This window comes from Streptomyces prunicolor (assembly GCF_045162825.1).
GTDB classification, from domain to species: domain Bacteria; phylum Actinomycetota; class Actinomycetes; order Streptomycetales; family Streptomycetaceae; genus Streptomyces; species Streptomyces prunicolor.
This window is the reverse complement of the sequence record NZ_CP108676.1, coordinates 5,800,648-5,820,738: the sequence shown is the minus strand read 5'-3', so window position 1 is coordinate 5,820,738 and position 20,091 is coordinate 5,800,648. Positions and strand designations below refer to the sequence as shown.

Sequence of the window (20,091 nt, the reverse complement as noted above, 5' to 3'; positions counted from 1 at the left end):
GATGAGTGTGCGGGTCTCGACGCGCGGGGTACGAACCTCGGTAGGTCCGCGTGCGGCAAGACTCAGCGTGGGCACCGGCGGGGCCAGGATGTCGTCAGGGCTCGGCCCCTTCTACGCGTCGAGTTCTCTGAGCGGAAACCAACGGCGAACGACTACGCGGCGGGCCTCGGGTCCCCGCGCTGTCGTCCCGTCCGCTGCTCACCTGGACCGGGTCCGGCGTCAGGCGGAGCGAGCGCAGCAGGAGGCCGAGCGCAATGCGGCCGTCACCCGGCTACGCGAGCTACGGCAGCAGATGACGAGCGTGCACCTGCAGTCGTTTCCCGCAGCTCACCCGCCGGAGATCCCAGCGGTACCCGCGTTGGGCTTGCCCTGGGCGCTCGCCGAGGCGCAGACGTTCCATCTGCGGGGGTTGGGCCGACTGGCCCGGGTCGAGCGGGCCGCGGCGCAGCAGCGCGCGCAACAGGACGCGTCCGTGTACCTGGCCGCGGAGTCGGCACGCCTGGAGGCGGTGTGCCGGCGGTTGTCCGGCGAGGCCCAGGAGTGGTGGCAGGCCCTGGTCTCCAACGACGAGGCGACGGTCTGCGAGGCGGTGAACACGGCCTTCTCCGACAACCCCGCCGCGGGCTGTGCCGTAGGAATGGACGGCTCGGTGCTGTCCGTTGTAATGCGGCAGCAGGACCTCGACTCCCTGCCCACCCAGACAGCCGGGCTCACGCCCAACGGGCGCCCGACCCTCAAGAACCTCACCAAGCGCGACCGGCTGCTGTGGTGGCTCACCACCATGGGCTCCAACCTCGTCGCCACGCTCAAGGAAGGCTTCGCCACCGCCCCTGGTGTCACCGCGATCGACCTCGCCGTGCTGACCCGCCTGCCGAACACCCAGCGTCTCGGCTTCGTCGCCTACGGCCGCTGGACACGACAGGCGGTCGAGTCCACACCCTGGCGCACCGCCGAGGACGCCCTGCGCTTCCTCGACATCGGCCAGGACGTCTCCTGCTCGGTCACCGCCACCGCATCGGGCAACCTGTCCAACACGATCAAGCCACTGGACACGACTCGTGTGCCGGGCCTCCAGGATCTGCTGGATCACGCCCAGGATGAGCCCGACGCAGGCGAGCCGTCGCTCGCCGACCTCGACATCAGCCTCGGCGCCAACACCCCGCCCGATGGCGCAACCTCGGTCGTCAATCCGTACCGGATCAGATCCTTCGCCGAGTGGAGACAAGAGACGTCGGCAGCACCGCCCACGATGCCGACCGTGCCGCCGGTGACCCCTGCCGCCCTGGTCCCTGGTCAGACCGTCGCGCTGCCCGAGGAAGCCTGGCACGGACTCGACATCGCCTTCCGATTCGCCGGAGCGGACGCCGACCTCACTCTCTTCCTCACCGGAGAGGACGGTCGCGTCGCCGTCGACGAGGACTTCGTCTTCTACCACCAGCCATCCGCCGCCGACGGCGCGGTGCGCCTGCTCGGCAAACAGCCCGAGGGACCGCACACCGTCGAGCGCGCCACCGTCCACTTGTCCGCGCTGCCCGAACAGGTCCGGCGGGTGGCCATCGCCATCAACATGGACGTCGACACGGGACTGACCTGCGGCTCCCTCACACACTCCGCCCTGCACATGGGCTGCATGACAGGCACCTGCTGGACATTCCAGCCGCCCGCCGACTCGAACATCCAGGCTATGGTCGTCGCCGAGCTGTACCGGCACATCATCGACCGCCGCCCCGCCTGGAAACTCCGCGCCGTCGGCCAGGGCTGGGCGGACGGCCTCGACGGCCTGGCCCGCGCCCATGGAGTCGACGTCGAGTGACGATCGGCTTTCAGCGCGGCATACACATCCGTAATTACGTATCCCGTTCGGCCGCGACGCCCGTGTAGTTGCCCGCTTGCGAGGTCAACCAATCGCTCCGAGACGTGCGGCTCCAACGGCCGTGCCCATAGCGTGCCCTTCAGAGCGGAAACTCACGGTCAACAGCGGTGCCAACACGCCGTCACGCCTGCCAGCCCCGAACGCCTCTGCGCAGGTCAGCTGCCATGCGACCGCGCAAGCGCCGTCGCTTCCAAGCTGAGAGTGCGAGTTCGATTCTCGTCACCCGCTCCAGAATTTGCCCCCAGGTCAGCAGCCTGGGGGTTGTTTGTTGTCTAGTCCAAAGCGACCTACCTCACCTTCCGCATGGCGTGCCAACTGGTCCTCTGCGGCGAGGTCTTGAAGGCGAATCGCATGCGTCCACGTGACGCGGAACCGGCCATTACTGTCAAGAACCGCAGGCCGGTCCTACACCCACGTGGTGCTGTCCACAGGGCGGTTCACGGGTGCTCGGCGGACGAAACCACGGGCTCCTGCCTGCCCACGCTGACCAGCCCTGTCTCGTAGGCGGCGATGACGGCCTGGACGCGGTCGCGCAGTTGGAGCTTGGCGAGGATGCGGGAGACGTGGGTTTTGACGGTCGTTTCGGCCAGGTGCAGACGGTCGGCGACTTCGACGTTGCTCAGCCCTTGGGCCATCAGGCCCAGGACTTCACGTTCGCGCGGGGTGAGCGAGGCGAGGTCGCGGTGGATTGTGGTGGTGTGACTGTCGTGGCTGTCCTGTCGCGTGCCGTATCGATGTTCGCCTCCGGCGCCGTATCGATGTTCGCCTCCGGCAAAACGCTCGACCAGGCGGCGGGTGACGGCTGGTGCGAGCAGGGCGTCGCCGGAGCGGATCGTGTGGACCGCGGAGATCAGCTGCTCGGGGGTGACGTCCTTGAGGAGGAAGCCGCTGGCGCCGGCCGAGAGTGCCGCGTAGACGTACTGGTCGAGGTCGAAGGTGGTCAGGATGATGACGCGGGGTTCGCCCGGAGTGCCGGTGAGAATACGGCGGGTCGCCTCCAGGCCGTCCATCTCGGGCATCCGGACGTCCATCAGAACCACATCGGGCCGAGTACGGCGGACCGCGTCGACGGCTTCGAACCCGTCGGTGGCCTCGGCGACCACCTCGATGCCGCCGGAGCGCAGGATCATCCGGAATCCGGAGCGGACCAGGGTCTGGTCGTCGGCGAGCACCACGCGCAGCGGCGGCTCGGTCACGGTGCCTCCAGGGGGATGAGTGCTTCGACACGGTAGCCGCCTGTGAGGCGCCGGCCGGTCTGCAGGGTTCCGTCGTAGACGGAGAGGCGCTCGCGCAGGCCGAGCAGTCCGCGGCCGTTTCCGGTGGCCGCGCCCGGGCCTGCGGGGCCGCCGGTGTCGGAGACTTCCACCCGCAGCCGGTCGGGGGCGTACTCGACGGAGACGGTGGCATGCGCCCCCGACGCGTGTTTGACCGTGTTGGTCAGTGCCTCCTGGACGACGCGGTAGGCGGTGAGGCCGATGCCGGGTGGCATGGTGCGGGCCGCTCCGGTGATCTTCAGGTCGACCGGAAGGCCGGTGTCCCGGACCCGCCCGATGAGTGTTTCCAGTTGCTCCAGACCCGGCTGTGGGGTCAGGTTCTCGGCACGGGTCGCGTCCTGGTCGCCGCTGTCCATGGTGAGCAGCCCCATGACGTGGCGCAGTTCGGTCATGGCGGCCCGCCCGCTCGCCTCGACGGCGAGCAGTGCCTCGTCGGCCTCGTCGGGGACGGCTCTCATGACCCTGCGGGCGGCGCCGGCCTGGATGACCATGACGCTGACGTTGTGGGTGACGACGTCGTGCAACTCGCGGGCGATCCTGGCGCGCTCTTCGTCTACGGCCCGACGCAGCGACTCCGCCTGCTCGCGTTCCACGGCGGTCAGCCGCGCGCGGCCCTCGTCGGTACGCACCCGCCAGGTGCGCAGGCCGTTGGCGGCCATCGCCAGCGGCCCGAGGATCCACAGGACCACGTACTCGTTCGGGACGATGCCCGGCTGGTACGGGTAGAGGTGGGTGGTGTCGGTACCCGACGTGTAGACCAGGAGGACCGCCGTCGGTACGGCCGCCAGGGTGGGAATCCGGTACGGGCTGTAGGCCGCGGCGCTGTAGACGGCGACGACGAGGGGGTAGAAGGTCAGTCGCTGAACGTCCTCCGGGGTCAGCAGCGCAAGACAGGTCACCGCGCACAACACGGCGAGCGGGTAGCGGCGGCGCCATACCAGGGCACCCGAGGTGACGAGCGCGAGGGCGCTCAGGGCCATCGCGGCATACGGTCCCGACGGGTGGATCGCCTTGCCCACGCCGGGCAGGACTTCGCGTACCTGATTGTCCGTCACGTCGATGGCGTAGTACACGGTGCTGACGGCGAAGGCCGCCGCCACGACCAGGTCGAACTGCCATCTGCGCCGGGTGAGTTGCGGCGCCGGTCCGGTCGGGCGCAGCGCATGGCGGGCCGCCTCCCGCAGCCGGTCCACCGCTGTCGTCCCGTTCGTCACCGCCACATTCTCGCTGTCCTCCCGTCCTCCTGGGATCCGTCTCAGCTATCACTCCTCGCACGCCGCCTACATCAGCCGACTACTTCTCAGGGAGGACGCCCGCAGGATCCTCGTTCCGTCGGAGGACCGGAAACGGCTCGGGCGAAGGACGTGGCCGGGGCGGGAGGCCGCCTAGCGTCCAGGGCGCCAGACGCGTGGACCCTAGGAGCCCTTCATGACCGAGCCGGTGATCGAACTGTGCGACGTGAGCCGCAGATACGACGACGGACCGCCCGCACTGCGGGAGGCGTCGTTGACCGTGCGGACCGGTGAGGCCGTCGCGATTCTCGGGCCCTCGGGGAGCGGCAAGTCCACGCTGCTCAACCTGATCGCGGGCCTGGACCGGCCGGACACGGGGACCGTCATCGTGGACGGCGTACGGGTCGACCGGTTGGGCGAGGCCGCGGCGGCCCGCTATCGGCGCTCCAAGATCGGCATGGTCTTCCAGTTCTTCAACCTGCTCGACGACCTGACCGTCGCGGACAACGTCGCGCTTCCCGCACAACTGGCAGGCACAGCCCGGGGCGACGCGCGTCGGCGGGCCGCGGAACTGCTCGAAACCCTCGGCATCGACCGGCACGCCCGCGCCTACCCGGGGCGGTTGTCCGGTGGTGAACGTCAACGCGTCGCCGTGGCCAGGGCGTTGATGAACCGGCCGCCGCTGATCCTGGCAGACGAACCCACCGGCGCGCTCGACACGGCCGCGGGTCAGGACGTCAGTCGCCTGTTCAGGGACCTCAACGCCGAGGGCCAGACCTTGGTCGTCGTCACGCACGATCTCGCTCTGGCCCGCTCGTGCACCGACCGCACGGTGCGGATCGTCGACGGCCGGATCGCCGAGGACGTCAGCGCGGAGGTGGCTCGATGAGCGCGCTGGGCCGGGTGGTGCGCTCGGGCGTAGGAAGACGCCGGGTGCAGACGCTGGTGATCGGCCTGACCGCGATGATGGCGGTCGCCGCGTCCGTCCTGGGAGGCTCGCTGCTGGTGGTCTCCGGCGCGCCGTTCGACGACGCCTTCGCCCGGCAGCACGGCGCGCACCTGTCCGTCGACTTCGACGCCGCCCGCACCAGCGCCGAGCAGGTGAAGGCGACCGGGCGCGCCGACGGGGTGGCGGCTGCGGCGGGCCCGTTCCGCGCGGTGTCGGTCACCCCACGCCTCCACGGCAGCGCGGACGCGTGGCCGATGACCGTCGTCGGCCGCGCCGATCACGACGGAGCGGTCGACGACCTCACGCTGACCGCCGGGCGCTGGGCCACTCGCCCCGGCGAGATCGTGCTGAACACGGACGCCTCGCTGTTTCCGACCCTCGGTCTCGAACTCACCTTCCCCGGCCTGCCCGGTGCCCCCACCCTGAAGGTGGTCGGCGCGGCCCGCTCGGTCACCGGGAGCGCCGACGCGTGGGTGACACCGTCCCAGGTCACCGAGCTCACCACGCCCGACCGCCCCGGCAGCTACCAGATGCTCTACCGCTTCACCGCCGCCGACACGGCCGCACGGGTCTCGGCAAGCCGCAAGGCCGTGACAGCGGAAGTCAAGGCGGTGACGGGGACGCAGTCCTGGCTCACTGCCAGGGCGTCCGCCGAGCGCGACACCGCGCTGTACGTACCGTTCCTCCTGGCGTTCGGCGTCCTGGGCCTGGTCATGTCGGTCCTCATCGTGGGCAACGTGGTCGCCGGCACCGTGGGGGCGGGGCTGCGCCGGATCGGCATCCTCAAGGCCATCGGCTTCACCCCGGCGCAGGTCGTTCGCGCCTACGTGGGCCAGGCCCTGATCCCGGCGGCGGTCGGCACGGCACTCGGCGTCCTCGCGGGCCACCTGCTGGCCGTACCGGTGATGTCCCAGACCGAGGACGTCTACGGCACCACCTCCCTGGCCGTCGCCCCCTGGGTCGACGCGGCCGTGGTCGCAGGCGTACTCGGCCTGGTCGTGGCGACCGCGTGGGCGAGTGCCTGGCGGGCCGGACGCCTGCGCACGGTCGACGCGCTCGCCGTCGGGCGTACCGCGCGGACGGACCGCGGCCGGTGGGCGGCACGCCTGGCCGGACGGCTCCCCGTGTCCCGGCCGATCGCCCTGGGGCTGACCCGCCCCTTCGCCCGCCCCGCCCGTGCCCTGAGTATGGGAACGGCGGTCCTGTTCGGCGCCGCCGCCATCACCTTCACCGTCGGCATGGGGGCATCGCTCGCCGCGGTGACGAAGGCCAAGGCCCACGACACCGCCGACGTCACCGTCGCCGCACCGCTGCCGGAACCCGGCCCCGACGGTCCGATCGGCACGACCCGCCCCGAGCCCGATCCGGCTGCCGTCGCCGCCGCGATCGACGCCCAGCCCGCGACCCGGACCTACTACAGCACCGCGACAGCCCGGGCCACCGTCCCCGGCGTCGCCGGCACCACCGCGGTCGTCGCCTTCACCGGCGACGCCTCCTGGGGCGGCTACACCATGGTCTCCGGCCGGTGGATCGCCGAGCCCGGCGAGGCCGTGGTGCCCACCGCCTTCCTCACCTCCACAGGTACGCACATCGGGGACACCGTCACTCTCGACGGCCTGGGCAAGGTGGTCACGGTCCGGATCGTCGGCGAGGTCCTCGACCCCCGCGACGACGGCATGCAGGTGTTCACCGACGCCGAGACGCTCGCACCCGCGCACCCGGACCTGACGGACACCACGCAGCACATCGCGGTGAAGTCCGGTACCGACGTGGCCACTTACGTCAACGCGCTGAACAAGAGCCTGAAGCCGCTGGGGGTCACTGCCCGGATCGGCCAGGCCGAAGGCGGCAGCGACATGGTCGTCACCCTGAACGCGCTGTCCGCGCTCCTGACGCTGATGCTCGTCGCCGTCGCAGCGCTGGGTGTGCTCAACGCCGTCGTGCTCGACACGCGCGAACGCGTGCGGGAACTCGGCGTCCACAAAGCCCTGGGCATGACCCCCCGACAGGTGATCACGATGGTCGTCACCTCCGTCATCGTGACCGGACTGGCCGGCGGCGCCCTGGGAGTTCCGCTCGGCGTCACCCTGCACGGCTGGGTCATCCCCGCCATGGGCCACAGCGCCGGCCTCGACCTCCCCGACTCCGTGCTCGCCGTCTACCACGCGGCCGAACTGGCCCTGCTGGTCCTGGGCGGCCTGCTCATCGCCGTCCTGGGCGCGCTGCTGCCCGCGAGTTGGGCCGCCAGGGTCCGCACCGCCACCGCCCTGCGGACCGAATAATGGTCCCTGCGCTGATGCCGTGCCTGGGCGGCAGTGATCAGCTTGCCGATGTCGGTGGCAACACCGGCCGCGCAGACCCAACTCATCCCCTGCTGGACTGGCCGCCTCCGTTCCGGTTCGACCAGACCTCGATCCAGGCGCTTGCACGCGGAACCAACGACAACCGCGAGGACGTGACGATGGAGGTGGCCTGAGCCCGGCGGAACGGGTGAGGCAGGCGCCTTCGGAAGATCTGGGGTGACGTCGATAGATCGTCGACCCTTGGCACCGGTCCTCATCAGCATCGCCGCCGCCATCAACCCGCACATGCCGATGTCCCGTGGCCGTGTGTGCGGTCGCGATGCCCCCGCTCAGTTCCTGTGCGCTGAGCCCTCTCGAGCCTCGAAGGCACCTCCCCGACCACCATCGGCTCATCCATCACAGCGCCGTGCCCATAGCGTGCCCTTAAGACCGGAGAACCACGGTCGAAAGCGGTGCGATCGCGCGCTCCCGGACGCCAGCCAAAAACACATAGTCCCAGCTCAGAAGGCACACACCTCCCCAGGCGCCGTCGCTTCCCAAGCTGAGAGTGCGAGTTCGATTCTCGTCACCCGCTCCATATGAAACCCCCAGGTCGATGACCCGGGGGTTCTTTGTTGTCCGGACCAGTGGGCGGGGCGCGCACCACAACCGCACCATAAGGGCGCTGCCAGCTGCCGGTAGGCTTCTCCTTGTGGTGCTGTACGCCGGGTCGGGTACGGCGCGGGCGGTGTCATGCTTCCCGCGTCAGCGGGGAAAGTCTCATCCATCACCGTGATGTGGACATGCGCCGACCCTTCCAAGTCCAACATCACCGCCGCCGGAGAGGCCCTCGCCGGGTCTCAGTGCGGTGACGGGACCGGCGCGTTCACCGCCGAAATACCGCACGCCAATATTGCGGGTCCCCGAACTCAGCTTCTACCGCCAGTACTTCGACCTCGTCAGTGCCGGCACCAAGACCATCGGGGTGGGTCAAGGGGCGTCGAGCAGGCCGGCGAGGAGTTGGAGGCGTTCGGCGTCGAGGCTGTCCTCGGCTGCGGTGCAGACCATGAGTGCGGGGCCCGGGTTGCCCGGTATCGGGTAGGCGTCCCAGTCCAGGTTGAGTTCGCCGACCCGGGGGTGGTTGAGGCGCATCTGGCCGCGGGTTGGTTCTTCCACGTCGTGGAGAGCCCACAGGGCGGCGAACTCGTCGCTGCGGACGGCGAGTTCACCGACCAGTTCGACGGCGCGGGGGTGGCCGGGGTCGGCGGCGACGTGCGTCCGCAGCATCCCGATCAGCTCGGCGACGGTGGCCGCCCGGTTCGGGCAGGTCCGGTCGGCCTGGGGGTGCAGGAACAGTGCCAGCATGTTCCGCTCCTTCTGGGGCTGGCGGGTGAAGTCGCCCAGCAGGGCGCCGCCGAGCGGGTTCCAGGCCAGTACGTCCAGGAAACGGCCGATAACCAGAGCGGGTGCGGTCATGCCGTGCAGCAGTCGTAGCGTGGTGTCGGGTACCTCCTCCGGCTCGTACGAACGCGGCGGTTGGGCCGGGTTGCGTGCGGCGGCGGCGAGGCTGTGCAGGTGGCGGGTCTCCTCGGCGGAGAAGTCGAGGGCGCGCGCGAGGGCGTCGAGGACCTGTTCGGAGGGGCGTACGTCCCGTCCCTGCTCCATGCGCTGGTAGTAGTCCGAGCTCACTCCCGCCAGCAGGGCCAGCTCTTCGCGCCGCAGTCCCGCGACGCGCCGCCGCGGGCCGGGTTCCAGACCGACGTCCTCCGGCCGCAGGCGAGTTCGGCGGGTGCGGAGGAACTCGGCGAGTTCGCGTCGGGGATCGTCGCTCATGGCGTGGGAGGTGTCGGTCACCGCGCCAGTATGCCGTCGGCACGGCCCGCGAGGGTGGGTCTGCCAGACCCAGGAAAAGGAGAACGACCGTGATGTCGCGTGCGGGGTCCAGCATCGGATCAACCACACAGCGGGCCACGGAAGGAACAGCGACATGAAGGCCGTTCAGATCACGAGTTTCGGTACGGCGGACGTACTCCAGGTCAACGAGGTCGACCGTCCCGCTCCCGGCTCGGGTGAGGTCCTGGTGTCGGTCGAGGCGTCCAGCGTGAACGGGCACGATGTGATCGTCCGGGCGGGGGAGTTGAAGATGGTGTCGGGGCGCCGGTTCCCGATCGGGGTGGGGCTGGACTTCGCCGGCGTGGTCGCCGCGACCGGCGCCGGCGTCGAGGGCTACCGGGTCGGCGACCGGGTGTGGGGGATGGTGCATCCCCGGCAGAAGCACTCCGTCGCCGGGGCGGCCGAGTACGTCGTGGTCTCCGCGGAGCGCATCTCGCACGCCCCGGCGGACCTCTCGTCGGTGGAGGCGGCCGCCTTGGTGGTCGCGGGTTCCACGGCGCTGATCGCGCTGCGCGACAGTGTGCGCCTGGTGAGCGGCGAGAAGGTCCTGGTGCGGGGCGCGGCCGGCGGAGTCGGCACGGCCGCCGTGCAGTTGGCGCACGCGATGGGCGGCCATGTGACCGCGCTGGCCCGCGACCGCCACGCCAAGCTCCTGACCGAGCTCGGTGCCGACGAGGTCCTCGACTACGGTTCCACCACCTCGGACCAGATCGGGCCGTTCGATGTCATCGTCGACACCGTCGGCACGGAACTGCACTGCTACCGCGGCCGGTTGGCCAAGGGCGGCCGGATGGTCACCGTCGGACTGTCCCCGTCCGCCATCGCGGCGATCGCCGCGTCGAGCGTGCACGGCTCCCGCCGTATCCGTACCTTCAGCGCCAACCCCGAGACTCCCGTGCTGCGCGATGTGGCCGACCGTGTCACCTCGGGCGCGCTGCGTCCGGTGATCGACAGTGTCTACCCGCTCGCGGACATCGCCGCGGCGCACCAGGCGTTCGAGCGCGGTGGCGTCGTGGGCAAGCACGTGGTGACGGTGCCGGGCGGCTCCGTCTGACGGAGTCCGGTCAGCGGGGATCGGTGCGCAGGTCGATGCCCCGGACCTGGGCGTCGGCGGTCACAATCCGCGACAGCCGCTTCCGGTCCGTTCCGGGAAGCGGCTCGACACACCGCTCGATCCGCTCGGCGAACTCGGCGGCGACCTGCTCCACGAGCTGTCGTCCGGCGTCGGTGATCGACACCTGGAACGAGCGGCGGTCGACGGTGCTGGGCGTGCGGGTGACCAGGCCCCGGCGCTGGGCGCGGTCGACGAGGCCGGTGATCGAGGACTTGTCGAGGCCGAGGTGGCGGCCGAGCTGGTTCATCGTCGGCTCCCGGTCCCGCAGTATCCCGAGCATCCGGGTCTGGACGACCGACAGGTCGTGCTGCCCCGCGATCTCGGCCAGGGCGCTCTGCACCAGGAACGACAGCTGGGCGAGGCCGTCGACCAGGCCGAGATCCTCGTCTTCGGGCGGGGGTACGGGCGGGGGCGGAGTGTCGCGGGGCGAAGTCATCTCCCGATTCTACTTGCAAAGGTACGTGGCACCTACTAATTTGATTTGTGTCACGAACTAAAACCTTCGTGTCACGTACCAACCCTGAGGAGAGCAGCCATGGACATCCGCGCCGCCGTCGTCAGCTCGTTCGGCACCCCGCCCCGCTACGAGTCCTTCGACCTGCCCGCGCCGACCGACGAGGACCAGGAGATCGTCGACGTCCTCGCCGTGGGCCTGCACCCCCGGGTCCGCACCGGCGCGTCGGGCAACCACTACACGAGCACCGGCAAGCTGCCGCTGGTCCCCGGAGTCGACGGGGTCGGCCGGCGTGCGGACGGTCGCCTGGTGTACTTCGTCGCCGATGACGAACTGGTCGGCCCGATGGCCACCCGGACCGTCATCGACAGCCGGCACAGCATCCCGCTGCCCGACGGGGCGGACGTCGTGAAGATCGCCGCCGGGATGAACCCGGCCATGTCGTCCTGGGTGGCGCTGCGCCGCCGGGTCCCGATCGAGGCAGGGCAGTCGGTGCTGATCCTGGGTGCCACCGGCAACGCCGGACAGATGGCTGTGCAGGTCGCCAAGCGGCTCGGTGCCGGGCGGGTCGTGGGCGCCGGACGGGACCGGGCCCGGCTGGCGACCCTGTCGGGTCTCGGTGCGGATGCGACCGTCGCGCTCACCGACGACGCCGACGCCACCGCGACGGAGCTGGCCAAGGAGGCGGCCGAAGTCGACCTGGTCATCGACTACTTGTGGGGCAAGCCCGCAGGTGACGCGATCATGGCGGTGCTGCGCGCCCGTGCGGACCGCAGCCGGGCCCTGAACTGGATCCAGATCGGCGCCATGGCGGGCCCGAGCATCGAACTCCCGTCAGTGGCACTGCGTTCGGCGAACTTCCGGCTCCAGGGCAACGGCCAGGGCGCGGTGTCGACCAGGACGTATCTGGAGGAACTCCCGTCCCTGGTCGAGGAGATCGAGAGCGGCGGCATCGCGGTCACCGCGCAGGCGGTACCCCTCGCCGACGTCGAGAGCGCGTGGAACGCGCCCGAGGTCCCGGGCGTACGCACCGTCCTGGTGCCCTGAACCCGTCCCGACCGTCCTGCAGTTCGTACCGGAATCACCCAAGGAGCCTGGAGCCATGTCCCCCACCACAGACACCGACGTCGTCATCTGCGGCACCGGCGCGGCCGGTCTGACCCTCGCCCTCGACCTCGCCCGCAGGAACATCGCCTTCCTGCTGATCGACAAGGCGCCGCACCCGTTCGTCGGCTCCCGCGGCAAGGGGATCCAGCCCCGCAGCCAGGAGGTCTTCGAGGACCTCGGCGTGATCGACAAGATCGTCGCCTCCGGCGGTGAGTATCCCGTCCAGCGCATCTACACCCCCTCCGGGCCCGTCGACCAGGCCGGCGTGGAGATGTCCGAGCCGACGCCCGAGGAGCCCTACCAAATACCCCTGCTCGTCCCGCAGTTCCTCACCGAGCGCCGGCTGCGCGAACGCCTCGCCGAACTCGGGCACGCCCCGCACTACGGCCATGAACTCGTCGGCTTCGACCAGGACGGCGACGGTGTCACCGCGCGCATCGCCACCGCGGACGGCGAACAGGCCGTACGGGCAACGTACTTGATCGGTGCCGACGGCGGATCGAGCTTCGTCCGCAAGACGCTCGGGATCGGCTTCCCCGGCAAGACCCTCGGTGTGCGGGCGATCGTGGCCGACGTGTACGTCGACGGCGTCCCGGCGGACGCCTGGCACCGGTGGGGCGAGGACACCGCCGGGCAGGTCTCGATGTGCCCGCTCTACGGCACCGACATGTTCCAACTCCAGGCCCCCGTCCCCTTCGACGTCGACCTGGACCTCTCGGCCGAGGGACTCACCGCCTTCTTCCGCGAACGCACCGGCCGCGACGACGTCGTGATCCGCTCCGTGTCCTGGGCCTCCGCGTTCCAGATGAACGCCCGGCTGGCCGACACCTACCGGCGCGGGCGCGTGTTCCTGACCGGCGACGCCGCGCACTGCCACCCGCCGACCGGCGGACAGGGCCTCAACACCAGTGTCCAGGACGCCTACAACCTCGGCTGGAAGCTCGCCGCCGTCCTCGGCGGCGCACCCGACTCCCTGCTGGAGACGTACGAGCAGGAACGCCGGCCCATCGCCCAAGCCGTCCTCGGCCTGTCCGAGAAGCTGCTCGAAGCGGCCAAGAACCGCGACATCCACCGGGGCCGCGAGGTCAGCCAGCTCGACCTCGGCTACCTGAACTCGCCCCTGTCACTGCACAGTTCGGGACGCGACAAGGGCGTACTGGCCGGCGACCGCGCCCCCGACTCGCCCGTCACCGGCACCGGCGGCCTCCCCACCCGCCTGTTCAGCCTGTTCCAAGGACCCCACTGGACCCTCCTCGGCCACGACGTCGACGACGCCTCCGCCCCGGCACCGCGCCCCGGCCTGCACATCCACACCATCGGCACCCGGGGCGACATCGTCGACAGCGGCGACCGCGTCCAGAGCGCCTACGGACTGTCCGCCGGGCAGTGGGTGCTCGTCCGCCCGGACGGATACGTCGCCGCCGTGGTCGACACCGCCGAACTCCCCACCGTAGAAGCCTATTTGGACACCGTCGGCGTCCGCCCCCTCACGGCGACGCGACCCACCACCACAGAAGCGAGCACCGACATGCCCACCAAGACCTCGCCCGCGAGCACCGGCACTCCCCGCACCCGACGGGAGCACCGGCAGGCCCGAAGCGCCGCCGAGCGGCGGCTCGACACCGCCCAACGCGAACTCCAGCAGCTCTCGCGCCAGGTCCAGCGCGACCTGCGCAGCGTCCGACGGCACGGCGAGACCACCGCCATCGTCGCCCGCTCCAACTTCGCCGAACTCGCGGTCAAGAGCATCAACCGGCTGACCGCCAACCTCCGCACCGACCGCACCGACCGCACCGACCAGTAAGCGCTCAGCTCTCGTAGGGGTCTCCAACGACACCTCACGGCCTCGGCGGCAGTCGAAAGGTCAGCCTGTCTGCGCTGGAGCTGGAGACTGGCGGTCTCGCCCCGGCCGTGTCGCTGACGCGCACCTGCCGGGCCAGGAGCGCGGTCACAGTCCAGTGAGGGACTTCGGACGGCTGACGCCCTCCCCATTGATCCCCGAATTCCCCCGTGGCGGCAGCCGTGTCCACCAGTCCCGTTGGGCTCCGCTGCCGGAGCCCTGTGCTTCCCCCACTTCCCGCAGCACAGAAAACGCGTACCCAGTGATCGACATCCGACATACAGCCGACGCCATGTTCGCCGTGTTCCACAGAAAAGGTCTCCCCCCGCACCTGCCCACTCTCGCGCGCGACGGCGCAGCGCCCCCTGACGGCACGTCGATATCCGCGGCCCCGTGGCAGTTCCTGCGAGTACGCCACAGAACAGGGCCGGCCCTGCGCGGCGTGGACGTCTTCGATCGCGGCCGGCGCGGGAGCGACGGCGTGGAGTGCCGCCACGCGAACACCCTTTTCCCGCCGTCGCGTTCCACACGCGACGAAATCGGAACCCCGACAGCCGCAGCCGCCCGGTCGGCCACGGACGGCGGTACGAACGCGTGAGGTCCAAGCTCGATCCACTGTCCATGGCGGCGATGGCGGTCACCGTGGTCTCCGTCTCGGCCACCGCCCCGCTCACCGCCGCAGCCACCGCCTCGCCGCTCGCCATGGCCTTCTGGCGCAACTGCCTGGGCTTCGCCGTACTCGGCCCTCTCCTGCTGTTACTGCGCCGTCGCGAAGTGCTGCGTGTCGCGCGGCGCGAGCGCGGCCTCCTGCGCCGGGAGCAGTGGCGACCTCTGGTCTTCGGCCTCCTCGCGGCCACGTCGCTCGCCCTCCACTTCGCGGCCTTCATGACGAGCACTCGGCTGACCTCGGTGGCCATGTCCACGGCACTCGTCGCCACCCAGCCCGTCTGGCAGGCCCTCATCGCCGCGGGCCAGGGCGTGCGGACGTCCCTCCGGACCTGGGCGGGTCTAGCGCTCGCCGTGGTGGGAGCGACAGCGGCGGGCGGTCTCGACATCAGGTCCGGCGGTACGGCGCTGCTGGGGGATCTGCTCGCCCTCGTCGGGGCCATCGCCCAGGCCGGGTACACCGCACTGAGCGAACGGTCGCGGGCGGACGTGAGCACACCGCTGTACTCGACGTTCACCTCGCTGGTCTGCGGTCTGGAACTCCTCGCCGTCTGCCGGCTGGCCCACATCCCGCTGACGGGCTACGACAGATCCACGCACCTGTCGCTGCTCGGGCTGCTCGTCCTTCCCCAGATTCTGGGGCTCGGCTCGCTGAATTTCGCCCTCGGCAGGACATCGGCGACGACGATGAGCGTCCTGCTTCTGCTGGAGACTCCCGTGGCGGCGCTCACCGCGTGGTGGTTCCTGGGGCAGGGCATCAAGCCCGCGACCATGCCCGGGCTCCTGCTGATCATCGTCGGTGTCACGGTCGTGGTGACGAGCGGCATGGAACAAACGATGACACAGCGGGGCAGACACCGCCGTACAGGAACGGCGCCGTATCCGGCTCACGCCCCACACCCGCCCCAACCCTCGTCCGCACCGCAGCAGTTGACGTTCCCGGACTCCGCCGAACGGGATCCCAGAGTGGACTGGGCAAGGTACACAGGGGAGGACAGCCCGACGGTCACGCTCACGTATCACGGTGCGGGGGCGTTCGACACCCGGTTCTTGCGTATGCCGCACGTGGGGCAAGAGGAGTTGGGCCTCGACGGCCTCCACTGAGGCGTTGGTGTACCGCAGCCGAGGGCGGTACACCCCGATCGGATTGCAGTTTCGAGCGCGGCCGTGTTCCGGACCCGAACCCGGACAATGCACGCGCCGATACGGCAGGAACTCCACGGCGGCTTGTACGGAGCCACCACCACCCCGAAGGGCCCTCCACGTCTCGGAACCGACGGCGTGCCCATAGCGTGCCCTTAAGACCGGTGAACCACCGTCGGCTACGGCGCGACACTGCACCCTCGGACACCACGACCAGAGTCCATACGGCCAGTTCAGAGCCTTGTTCGACTCCGCAAGCGTCGCCACTTCCCAAGCTGAGAGTGCGAGTTCGATTCTCGTCACCCGCTCCAGAATTTGCCCCCAGGTCAGCGGCCTGGGGGTTGTTTGTTGTCAATCCAATTGGGTGTGGCTCTCCCTGAGCGAGATCGTCGTGGTGGGTTGTCCTCATGTATTCAGCGATGAAGGCGATCTGACGTCCCGACAGGACATCGGCCCCCGTGCGTGGTGGCCGAGTTCCCTGGCCCGGGATACCACCGGACACGGGACCGGGCCGAAGGCTCCGGCGTGACGACAGCGCTGTCCGTCGTACCGCCGTCGTGACCGGAGCAACGCGCTGCCCGGGCGGTGCGCCGACCCCGGATCCGGCCGACAGTAATCCGAACCCATTGGCAGCGCGGTCACCTCCGGGCGTTCCGGGGAGGGGACCTGTGCCTGATACCCACGGATTTTTTCGGACGTACGGTGCATCCGCCGGCCTGTGCCCGTACGAAGAGGTTGTGGAGGCGGCCGACGCCGAAGCGGACGATGCACGACCCGGACACCGTGCCTGTGGACAGGTATTCGGCCACGGCGCCGCAGGCAGCGGGCCGGGCCGTCCACGCCGCGAGGCCGTCCCCGGTCGTACGGAAAGGCACTCGCGGGTATCGCGTGCGGGGCCGTGGCCGAGCGGCAGCGGAACCGGGCGGCGCAGGCTTCATCGGCCCGTCGGGCCGCGACGCCCCGACGGGCACGGTCACCCCGTTGCGGAGATGATCGGACGACGAGACAACAGCGTCGGAGCAAGCGCGTGGAGGCAGGATCGTGAGCGCGGACGGACAGCGGAACGCGACCGACGCCGCGGAGGGACACGGCGGCCACGGGCCCGAGCGGCTGCACTGCCTGGTCACCGGAGCATCCGGCTACGTCGGCGGACGCCTGGTACCGGAGCTGCTGGAGGCCGGCCACCGGGTACGCTGTCTCGCCCGTTCACCGGACAAACTCCGTGACCACCCCTGGACCGGCGACACCGAGACGGTTCGCGGCGACGTCACGGACCCCGAGTCGGTCGCCGCAGCCATGCGCGGCATCGACGTCGCCTACTACCTGGTGCACGCTCTCGGTTCCGGCGCCGATTTCGAGGACACCGACCGCCGCGCCGCGCACGTCTTCGCCGAGCAGGCACGGGCCGCCGGTGTACGACGGATCGTCTATCTCGGCGGACTCACCCCGAAGGGCGTGCCCGAAAGCTCGCTGTCTCCCCACCTGCGTTCCCGGGCAGAGGTGGGACGGATCTTCCTGGAGTCGCCGGTGCCCGCAACCGTACTGCGGGCAGCGGTCGTCATCGGCTCCGGTTCGGCCTCCTTCGAGATGCTGCGCTACCTCACCGAGCGGCTGCCGGTGATGGTCACCCCGAGCTGGGTGCACACCCGCACCCAGCCCATCGGGGTGCGGGACGTGCTGCGCTACCTCGTCGGCTCCGCGACCATGCCGGACGACGTCAACCGGACGTTCGACATCGGCGGGCCGGACGTCCTCACCTACCGCGAGATGATGCGCCGCTACGCCCTCGTCGCCGGACTGCGCCGACGGCTCATCGTGCCCGTTCCGATCCTGACGCCCAGGCTGTCCAGCCACTGGGTCGGTCTCGTCACACCCGTGCCCGCCTCCATCGCCCGACCCCTCACGGAGTCCCTGCGCCACGAGGTCATCTGCCACGAGCACGACATCGCCCGCTACCTGCCCGACCAGCCGGGCCGGCCACTGCCCTTCGACCAGGCGCTCGCCCTGGCGCTCCAGCGCGTACGGGAGGCACAGGTAGTCACCCGCTGGTCGTCGGCCTCCGTGCCGGGCGCGCCCAGCGACCCGCTGCCCACGGACCCGGACTGGGCGGGCGGCAGCCTCTACGAGGACGAACGGCAGGCGTCGGTCGACGCGTCGAAGCAGGCGCTGTGGAAGGTGATCGAGGGCATCGGCGGCGACAACGGCTGGTACTCCTTCCCGCTGGCCTGGGCGGTCCGGGGCTGGATGGACCGGTTCGTCGGCGGAGTCGGCCTGCGCCGCGGACGGCGTGACGCCGAGCACCTGCGGGTCGGCGACTCGCTGGACTTCTGGCGGGTCGAGGAGATCGAGCGCGGACGGCTGCTGCGACTGCGGGCGGAGATGCGGCTGCCGGGCCTGGCCTGGCTGGAGATGTACGCGGAGACAGACGCCGACGGCCGCACCCGTTACCGTCAGCGCGCCCTGTTCCACCCCCGCGGTCTGCTCGGCCACGTCTACTGGTGGTCCGTCTCCCCCTTCCACGCAGCCGTCTTCGGCGGCATGGCCCGCAACATCACCCGGACCGCCACCAAGGACACCGACGGCCCCAGGCGTGCCCGTCGCGCAGTCGAGTGACGAGGAGATCAGCGACGTCGAACCCACGGTGCGGTGCCAGTGGTCACAGTGGCGGAGCATTGCATGCCCACCGCCCGCCACCAGCGTGACCTCGGCCCGCGCGCCGACCGCGCGGACTTCCGGTTCAGGGGTGATCCGTCGCTGCGCGCCCGACGGCTTGGTCTCCTGACGGCGAGAGGGTCGTTCGTCGCCCGCCCTCCCGCCGTCACACCGTCCGAATTCACCTGCGTTTTCATCGCTGTCAGGACCAATCCCCGGCCCGCGCAGGATCGGATTACGTCCGGAGATGTCCCAACCGCGGAGGGCGTTGTGAAAGAAGCCGTACACATCGGCAGAAACCCATCGATGGAGCCGGACCTGGAAGAGCTGGTGGGCCGCGTGGCCCTGGGGGACGAGCCCGCGTTCGCTTCTGTCTACGACGCCGTCGTGAGCCCGGTTCTGGGTGTCGTGCGTGCCGTGCTGCGCGATCAGGCACAGTCCGAGGAAGTGGCCCAGGAGGTTCTGGTGGAGGTGTGGCGTACCGCTCCGCGCTACCGTGCCGATCGCGGAACGGCGATCAACTGGATCCTCACCCTCGCCCACCGTCGGGCGGTGGACCGTGTCCGGCACGTGGAAGCCGTGGCCGCCCGGGACCACAAGGCCGCCCTGCTGGACCGTACGCCCGAGTACGACGAGGTGACCGAGCAGGTCGAGGCACGGCTGGAACGGGAACAGGTGCGGCGCTGTCTGCGCACGCTGACCGAGATCCAGCGCCAGGCGGTCACCCTGGCCTACTACCGCGGACTGACCTATCGCCAGGTCTCAGAGGCACTCGCCCTTCCGCTGGGCACCGTCAAGACCCGCCTGCGCGACGGACTCATCCGGCTGCGCGACTGCCTGGGGGTGACCGCATGACCACCGCCGAACTGCACCGCATGACCGGTGCCTACGCCCTGCACGCCCTGTCCGACGAGGAACGCGACGCGTTCGAGCGGCATCTCGCCGACTGTGAACCGTGTACTCAGGAGGCCGCCGAGCTGTGCGCCACCGCGGCCCGCCTGGGACTCGCCGTCTCTGTGACACCCCGGCGGGAGATGCGCGAGCAGGTGCTGCGCCGCGTCACGACCGTCCGTCAGGACTCCCCCGGCGAGTCGACGCCGATGCGTTCGGGCCGTGCCCGACTGCGAGCCGGACTGCTGTCGCGGTGGACGCTGGCCGCCTGCCTCGCGGCTGCTGCCGCGCTCGGCGGCACCACGGTGTGGCAGCACCAGCGGGCCGAGGACGCGCTCGGCCGGGCGCGCCAGGCCGAGCAGGGAACAGCGCAGATCAGCGCGGTGCTCGCCGCACCGGACGCCAGGACCAGGGTCGCGAAGCTGGCCGGCGGTGCCACCGGCACCGTGGTCGTCTCGCACGAGCGGGACCAGGCGGTGTTCCTCGCCGCCGGGATGGCGCATCCGCCGGCGGGGAAGGTCTACCAGCTGTGGTTCGACGACGGGGGCACCATGCGCTCCGCCGGTCTGATGGACCCCGGACTCGGCGACCAGGCCGTCCTGCTGCGGGGGGCCGTGGACGGGGCGTCGGGCATGGGCGTCACCGTCGAACCCGCGGGCGGCTCGAAGCAGCCCACCACCAGCCCGCTCGCCTTGATGAACCTCCCCGCCTGAGAAGGTGT

Annotated in this window: 15 protein-coding genes; 11 read left to right on the top strand and 4 right to left on the bottom strand. The window is 70.4% G+C overall.

Features of this window, described 5'->3' with window-relative positions; translation table 11 throughout:
• Positions 1 to 364: 364 nt before the first annotated feature.
• Positions 365 to 1,813 (top strand): TerD family protein, encoded by a 1,449-nt coding sequence (locus OG588_RS26850; RefSeq protein WP_405949531.1) that lies wholly within the window; start codon positions 365 to 367, stop codon positions 1,811 to 1,813.
• A gap of 497 nt (positions 1,814 to 2,310) precedes the next feature.
• Here the strand turns inward: OG588_RS26850 and OG588_RS26845 are convergent, their stop codons facing one another.
• Entirely contained in the window at positions 2,311 to 3,069 is a 759-nt protein-coding gene (locus OG588_RS26845) for a response regulator (RefSeq protein ID WP_405949530.1), read from the bottom strand.
• Positions 3,066 to 4,361: a sensor histidine kinase gene (locus OG588_RS26840; RefSeq protein ID WP_405949529.1), complete on the bottom strand. Its 1,296-nt coding sequence runs from the start codon at positions 4,359 to 4,361 to the stop codon at positions 3,066 to 3,068. Before OG588_RS26840 ends, OG588_RS26845 begins: the two co-directional genes overlap by 4 nt.
• 214 nt (positions 4,362 to 4,575) lie before the next feature.
• Here OG588_RS26840 and OG588_RS26835 point away from each other — a divergent pair, with 214 nt between their 5' ends.
• From OG588_RS26835 to OG588_RS26825, 3 genes are read left to right on the top strand one after another with little or no spacing between them, the layout of a single operon-like run.
• Positions 4,576 to 5,268, top strand: a complete 693-nt coding sequence (locus OG588_RS26835; RefSeq protein ID WP_405949528.1) for an ABC transporter ATP-binding protein — start codon at positions 4,576 to 4,578, stop codon at positions 5,266 to 5,268.
• Positions 5,265 to 7,610 carry an ABC transporter permease gene (locus tag OG588_RS26830; RefSeq protein ID WP_405949527.1) on the top strand — a complete coding sequence of 782 codons (2,346 nt, stop codon included), beginning with the start codon at positions 5,265 to 5,267 and terminating at the stop codon, positions 7,608 to 7,610. Before OG588_RS26835 ends, OG588_RS26830 begins: the two co-directional genes overlap by 4 nt.
• The gene (locus tag OG588_RS26825) at positions 7,610 to 7,804 is read left to right on the top strand and encodes a hypothetical protein (RefSeq protein ID WP_405949526.1); all 195 of its coding nucleotides are present in this window, start codon (positions 7,610 to 7,612) and stop codon (positions 7,802 to 7,804) included. Before OG588_RS26830 ends, OG588_RS26825 begins: the two co-directional genes overlap by 1 nt.
• Positions 7,805 to 8,600: 796 nt before the next feature.
• Here OG588_RS26825 and OG588_RS26820 read toward each other — a convergent pair.
• Entirely contained in the window at positions 8,601 to 9,443 is an 843-nt protein-coding gene (locus OG588_RS26820) for a helix-turn-helix transcriptional regulator (RefSeq protein ID WP_405953223.1), read from the bottom strand.
• Between the two features lie 154 nt (positions 9,444 to 9,597).
• Between OG588_RS26820 and OG588_RS26815 the strand changes: the two genes are divergently transcribed.
• Positions 9,598 to 10,557 carry an NADP-dependent oxidoreductase gene (locus tag OG588_RS26815; RefSeq protein WP_405949525.1) on the top strand — a complete coding sequence of 320 codons (960 nt, stop codon included), beginning with the start codon at positions 9,598 to 9,600 and terminating at the stop codon, positions 10,555 to 10,557.
• A 10-nt stretch (positions 10,558 to 10,567) separates the two neighbouring features.
• On the opposite strand, the gene OG588_RS26810 is transcribed toward OG588_RS26815, so the two are convergent.
• Complete coding sequence (locus OG588_RS26810) at positions 10,568 to 11,053, bottom strand: MarR family winged helix-turn-helix transcriptional regulator (RefSeq protein ID WP_405949524.1); 486 nt, start codon at positions 11,051 to 11,053, stop codon at positions 10,568 to 10,570.
• Positions 11,054 to 11,152: 99 nt separating this feature from the next.
• Here OG588_RS26810 and OG588_RS26805 point away from each other — a divergent pair, with 99 nt between their 5' ends.
• From OG588_RS26805 to OG588_RS26780, 6 genes are all read left to right on the top strand, one after another.
• Positions 11,153 to 12,118, top strand: a complete 966-nt coding sequence (locus tag OG588_RS26805) for a zinc-binding dehydrogenase (RefSeq protein ID WP_405949523.1) — start codon at positions 11,153 to 11,155, stop codon at positions 12,116 to 12,118.
• 55 nt (positions 12,119 to 12,173) lie between these two features.
• Positions 12,174 to 13,982: an FAD-dependent oxidoreductase gene (locus OG588_RS26800; RefSeq protein ID WP_405949522.1), complete on the top strand. Its 1,809-nt coding sequence runs from the start codon at positions 12,174 to 12,176 to the stop codon at positions 13,980 to 13,982.
• Positions 13,983 to 14,612: 630 nt separating this feature from the next.
• Complete coding sequence (locus OG588_RS26795) at positions 14,613 to 15,788, top strand: DMT family transporter (protein ID WP_405949521.1); 1,176 nt, start codon at positions 14,613 to 14,615, stop codon at positions 15,786 to 15,788.
• 1,080 nt (positions 15,789 to 16,868) lie between these two features.
• A complete protein-coding gene (locus OG588_RS26790) occupies positions 16,869 to 18,440 on the top strand; it encodes an SDR family oxidoreductase (protein ID WP_405949520.1) in 1,572 nt (523 codons plus the stop codon).
• 309 nt (positions 18,441 to 18,749) lie between these two features.
• Complete coding sequence (locus OG588_RS26785) at positions 18,750 to 19,334, top strand: sigma-70 family RNA polymerase sigma factor (RefSeq protein ID WP_405949519.1); 585 nt, start codon at positions 18,750 to 18,752, stop codon at positions 19,332 to 19,334.
• Complete coding sequence (locus OG588_RS26780; protein ID WP_405949518.1) at positions 19,331 to 20,083, top strand: anti-sigma factor domain-containing protein; 753 nt, start codon at positions 19,331 to 19,333, stop codon at positions 20,081 to 20,083. The genes OG588_RS26785 and OG588_RS26780 overlap by 4 nt, the downstream gene beginning before the upstream one ends.
• Positions 20,084 to 20,091 lie beyond the last annotated feature (8 nt).